The following is a 1,353-nucleotide window of genomic DNA, read 5'->3' on the forward strand; positions in this document are numbered from 1 at the left end:
TATGCGTTAGTTTTAGTGACTAAGGTGGTATGCGGCGGCTTCGGTATTGCGTTGCTCACCCCTTAACAAGGCGTTATGTGCTTGGAGGGAAATAATGAATTCAAAGGAAGTCGTCTTAGCTTTTTGGGACGCAATGAAAACTAATGATTTCGCGAAAGCAAGTGAGTTGCTTAGCCCAGATTTTGAAGGGTTTTGGCCTCAATCTGGTGAGCTTATTGTTGGACGAGACAATTTCATAGCGATTAACTCTTACTATCCAGCAAATGGTACTTGGGAGTTCGTCGTTTATTCAATCGTCTGCGATGGGGAAACAGTAGTCACTGATGTTTCTGTAACTGATAGCGTTCAAAAGGCGCGTGCTATTACTTTCCATACGGTAGAAAATGGTCTTATCCGTAAACAGAAAGAGTTCTGGCCCGACTCAATGGAAGCGCAGGAGTGGCGTTCCAAGTGGGTGAGGGTGGTGCAAGAGCAGGCACGCACATAACAAAGCGTTCAAGAGGGATTCTCAACGCATGGCAATTTTGGTTCTAAGTTTAGCTTTTGTGTTTATGGCACAATAATTTAGGTTTGGTGGCTTGCGTTGTTCACCCCTTAACGCGGCGTTATGTGCTTTCGGAGAAAACGATGAATAAGTGTCTAATCATCATATTATCTAGTCTTTCATTTGGTGCTCTTGCTGAAGAAGAGTCCATTGACTGTAATAATGCGATGACCACAATCGAGATAAACCAATGTGCTGCTATCGAACTAGAGTCAGCACAAGTTAAATTAGACAAATATCTAAGCACTAGCTTTGAGCATAACTCTCATGACCCAGAACTGATCGCAGCAATTAAGCTTGCGCAACAGGATTGGCAAGCATATATGTCCTCTCACTGTGATTCGGTTTATACGCAATGGCGTGATGGAACTATTCGTGGAATTATGGCGATATCGTGCAAAACTAAGCTAACTAAACAAAGAACGCACGAGTTATGGGAAAACTTTTTAACTTATATGGACAGTACCCCACCAGTTTTACCAGAACCAAGTGTAGAGTAGGTTTCAACCACGCACATAACAAACTGTTCAAGAGGGATTCGCAACGCGTGGCATTTTCACTATGCGTTGACTTTAGTGTTTAAGGTGGTGTGCGGTGGCTTCGGTACTACGTTGCTCACCCCTTAACAGGGCGTTAGTTCCCCAGAGGAAGCAATCAATCCGTAGGGAACTTTTGTTTCTGGTGTAGTACACGCATAACTCGGATGATATCGCCCTCAACCCAGTAAGATACAATCATCGAAATCTCAGGAATAATGAGCAATCGTCCGCGGATGCCATCTCGTTGTACACCCATTAAAGGTTGTTCAA

At 43.7% G+C, this 1,353-nt stretch carries 3 protein-coding genes; 2 read left to right on the plus strand and 1 reads right to left on the minus strand.

Annotated features, from left to right (window positions below):
• Positions 1-94 precede the first annotated feature (94 nt).
• Both R7O03_RS22580 and R7O03_RS22585 read left to right on the plus strand, forming a co-directional pair.
• Positions 95-487 carry a nuclear transport factor 2 family protein gene (locus R7O03_RS22580; protein ID WP_151514896.1) on the plus strand — a complete coding sequence of 131 codons (393 nt, stop codon included), beginning with the start codon at positions 95-97 and terminating at the stop codon, positions 485-487.
• A 140-nt stretch (positions 488-627) separates the two neighbouring features.
• Positions 628-1,044, plus strand: a complete 417-nt coding sequence (locus R7O03_RS22585) for a lysozyme inhibitor LprI family protein (RefSeq protein ID WP_025507156.1) — start codon at positions 628-630, stop codon at positions 1,042-1,044.
• A 154-nt stretch (positions 1,045-1,198) separates the two neighbouring features.
• Here R7O03_RS22585 and R7O03_RS22590 read toward each other — a convergent pair.
• Positions 1,199-1,353 (minus strand): type II toxin-antitoxin system RelE/ParE family toxin (locus R7O03_RS22590; RefSeq protein WP_139374640.1); only part of this gene is annotated, 155 nt, incomplete at its 5' end.

The organism is Vibrio sp. Vb2960, from assembly GCF_033337665.1.
Taxonomy (GTDB): Bacteria; Pseudomonadota; Gammaproteobacteria; order Enterobacterales; family Vibrionaceae; genus Vibrio; species Vibrio alginolyticus.